General features: G+C 59.6%; 2 protein-coding genes. One reads left to right on the top strand and one right to left on the bottom strand.

Annotated features, from left to right (window positions below; all coding sequences use genetic code 11):
* Nucleotides 1-55: 55 nt before the first annotated feature.
* Complete coding sequence (locus L995_RS32990) at nt 56-331, bottom strand: hypothetical protein (protein WP_156136039.1); 276 nt, start codon at nt 329-331, stop codon at nt 56-58.
* A 421-nt stretch (nt 332-752) separates the two neighbouring features.
* On the opposite strand from L995_RS32990, the gene mobH reads away from it, so the two are divergent.
* Nucleotides 753-3,404, top strand: coding sequence for a MobH family relaxase (gene mobH / locus L995_RS11275; RefSeq protein WP_231574411.1), 2,652 nt, complete (start codon nt 753-755; stop codon nt 3,402-3,404).
* The last annotated feature ends 108 nt before the right edge of the window (nt 3,405-3,512 follow it).

The following is a 3,512-nucleotide window of genomic DNA, read 5'->3' as shown; positions in this document are numbered from 1 at the left end:
CGCTGCTGAAACTGGCAGCGGCGATCATCTGTGCGCGCTTCGTGGATCGGTGGTGTTAGCCAGTCTTAGACCTGCCGATTGCGAAGCCTACTTCGTAGACGACGTTTAGATTCAAATACGTGATGTCAGCGACCACGTACTCGGATCTATCAATTCCTTCCAGTATCGGCGAAACGAGTGGATTGCCTGCAATGTCGTTGAACTCCCACGGCTCATAGTGGATTCGCTTTCCAACCTTGCGGTTCGCTTTGGCTACTCCTGTGGAGATGAGTTCAGCAAGCTTGCTATCACGCGAGGAATATGCAACGAAAGCCTGTGGAGTTTCGGTCATGAGAATTGTGCGAGGTGGACAGGTTCGCCAATAGTAGCGGACGCGGAGGCGAACAAGTGAGCTGCTGCCGGGTTTGATGCCACCTCTGAGCGAACGCTTCGGGTCGTCTGCTGCCACCTGAGAGGGGCTGGTCTTGCTGCTGCAACTCGGGTTCTCAGTCTCATTCCGCCAAGCGGACGGCAAAAGTTAGACCCATAAAAAACATAAAAGTCAAGCATCAAACCTACGGTCCTGACCGTACGTTTTCAGGATGACTTGGGTCTGCATCGTCCGTATGGTGCTCGGCCATGGCAATCGACCGTCTCCAACCTTGTAGTTCCTATCCCAAGACATCATTCAGACAGCAAGGATCATCAACCCGAGGGCAGGGCTCTCTGCCCTCATCAATACAGCAGCTCGTGCAGTTGTGCAATAGCCGTAGATGTTCGAGGGCAAGATGAAGAGTCTTGCCGCACGGCTGCTGGCTATGTCGCCCTGGTCTAGGCATCGTAGGCTGTCGCCTGCAGAAGACAAGCATGGGCTTGGCGCAGTGGCCGAATCAGCGCAGGCCCAGATGCCAGCCGTAGCGGGCACGGAACCCGGCTGGCTTCGGGTGCTGAGTTCCGACCAGCTGCTCGCTGTCGTGCGCGCAGAAAAGGCTTTGGATGCCATGTGGCGCCAGTCGCACCAGAGCCATGAAGTCTGGGAGCGAGATCTTTTGCCGGCCATCCATCGGTACGCAGCGTTCGTGCAATTGATGCCTGCGTCAGAGGCGCACCACCATGCCCACGCAGGCGGGCTGCTCTCCCACACCATCGAGATTGTCCTGGCAGCCCTGACATGGCGCAACGCCATGCTGTTGCCTGGCGGCTCCCAGATCGAGGAGATCGATGCGCAACGTGACCAGTGGAGCTACGTGGTGTTCTTCGCCGCGCTGCTGCACGACATCGCCAAGCCCATGACCGATCTGCGGATCCAGTGGCGTTGTGATGGCATGGCCGATTCCATTCGCTGGACACCTGCAGGCGGCAGCCTGGTTCAGATCACGGCCCGGCGTGCTGCCGCCGAATACCTGGTCGATTTCACGCCCAAGAGCCAGCGCGACTACAGCGCCCACGGCAAACTGGCGCAGCTGCTGCTGTCTCGCATTGCGCCAGAGTCGGCGCTCGTGTTCTTGGCCCAGACGCCTGCAGCCATGGACGCCCTGGAGCAGTATCTCAGCGGCCAGGACCGCGACAGCTTGGTGGCCCAGCTGGTGCGCCGAGCCGACCAGGCCTCGACGCAGCGCGCTCTGCTGTCGGGTCACAAGGGCCGCTTCCCGACCTCCAAATCCAAGCCGTTGATCGACTTGCTGATGCAGGCCATCACCAGCATGCTGCAGGCCGGCACCGATCTGCCGCTGAACCGCTCAGGTGGCGCGGCCTGGGTGTTTGAGGGAGCCATCTGGTTCGTAGCCAAGCGGTTGGCGGATTCGGTGCGCGAATGGATCAAGCGTAATGAGCCCGATGAGGCTGTACCAGGGGACTCGAAGAACGATCGGCTATTCGACACCTGGCAGGACTATGGCGTCATCGACCTGAACCCGTCCACCGGGCAGGCTATCTGGCATGTGACCGTGCAGGGAGAGGCATCAGAACCTGCGGCAGATCGAGGAGGCTATGAGCACGACCTGGCCATGCTGCGATTTCCCTTGGCCAAGGTCTTTTCGCACGAGAGCAAGTATCCGGCGCCCATGCAAGGCAGATTGATCATGCGGCAAAAACGCAAGGATGAGGCCGGGGAGGGCGGGGTCTCAACGGAGGCCGTGCAGCTGCAGATTCCTGCGGCAGGTTCTGGTGGTAAGGAAGATGCGGCAGGCCATGCACCCGAAGCTGCAGCACTACCAGCCAGCCCTCGCGTGCCTGTAGCTGCAGCTGCGCCCAAGGCGCCAAGCAAGCAGGAATTGAAGCTTGCGGCAGTCATGCGTGAACCGGCGTTCAGGGCACCCTCTGCTGCGGCAAAGTCACCTGCAATGAAATCTGAAACTGGCACAGCACATCAGGCACGAAAGATTGATGCAACGCCAGTGAGCCCCCGGGATACTTCTGCACCCGGACGTGCCCCTGCAACGGCTCCAGCAGAAGCTGGCCGAGCAATCAAGGCAGAACCAGTGCCTGGAACAGCTGGGGTAGCTGAACCTGGCGCAACTCGGCAACCAGAGAATGCGGCAGTACCAGCGCCGCCGCCGGCGGCGAGTTCTTCAATCGATTTTGACCCAGGCGATGCAGCCTACCTGCTCGACCAGAGTGACTTCCTCGATGAGGCCGAAACTGCAGCAGCGATGCGACCAAAGAAAGGCCCACGGCCGCGGAAGCCGGCGCGGGCCAGGGAGGAAAGCAGTGCGGTGCGCGAGCAATCATCAGAAGCTGCCGCAGGCTTGGACGAGGCCCAGGCAACGCCAGAGCCTCCAGCACAGCCTACCGCCCAGATCCTTTCATCTGAACCTGCAGCAGTGCCTACGCCCGAGGCGACGCCACCAATACCTGTTCCTCCTACTCGGCGCGCCACGAGCGTCGCTTCCGAGTATCGGAGCCTGAGCGACGAGCTCGATGACTTGCCCACTGTCGTGGTGCGTTCCAGGCCCGAGCCACAGGCTGCACGCTCAGACGACCCTCAGCCGGTATTGCTCTTGCAGCAGCTACCCAAGATCGAAGGCCAGGAAAGGCCTGCGCACGAGCCCAGCGAGTTGGCGTTGGACTTCATGCGGTGGGTTCAGCAGGGCTTGGTTGATCGTGAGATCAAGTTCAACGAGACGGGGGCAGCCGTGCATTTTGTCGAGCAAGGCATGGCGTTGGTGTCGCCGTTGATCTTCAAGAAATTTGCTCAGGAACATGCCGACCTGGCGGAAAGCCCAACTGAGCTGGCCATAAAAGTACAGCGGGAGGTCATCAAGTGCGGCTGGCACCTACCGGCAGCCAATCGGACCAACATCGTCGCGTTCGAGATTTACTCGCGCGGCGATGTCAAAGGCCGGCTTTCATGCGTTGTCTTGGTCGAGCCTAGTCGATGGGTTCAGCCAGTACCACCCAGTAATCCCGCTCTCAAAATGATCTAAAGATTTCGTCAACGTGAGTATTATTTAGGAGAAACCATGAGCTCAGCCATTCAGCCATTCAGCCATTCAGCCATTCAGCCATTCAGCCATTCAGCCATTCAGCCATTC

Origin of the sequence: Delftia sp. ZNC0008, from assembly GCF_000799035.1 — a bacterium.
GTDB classification, from domain to species: domain Bacteria; phylum Pseudomonadota; class Gammaproteobacteria; order Burkholderiales; family Burkholderiaceae_C; genus Comamonas; species Comamonas tsuruhatensis.
This window is presented reverse-complemented; position numbering and strand designations above follow the sequence as displayed.

What these genes read in the sequence shown, in the direction of transcription:
- L995_RS32990 (WP_156136039.1), bottom strand. Translation starts at nt 331, where the DNA reads ATGACCGAAACTCCACAGGCTTTCGTTGCATATTCCTCGCGTGATAGC.
- mobH (WP_231574411.1), top strand. Translation starts at nt 753, where the DNA reads ATGTTCGAGGGCAAGATGAAGAGTCTTGCCGCACGGCTGCTGGCTATG.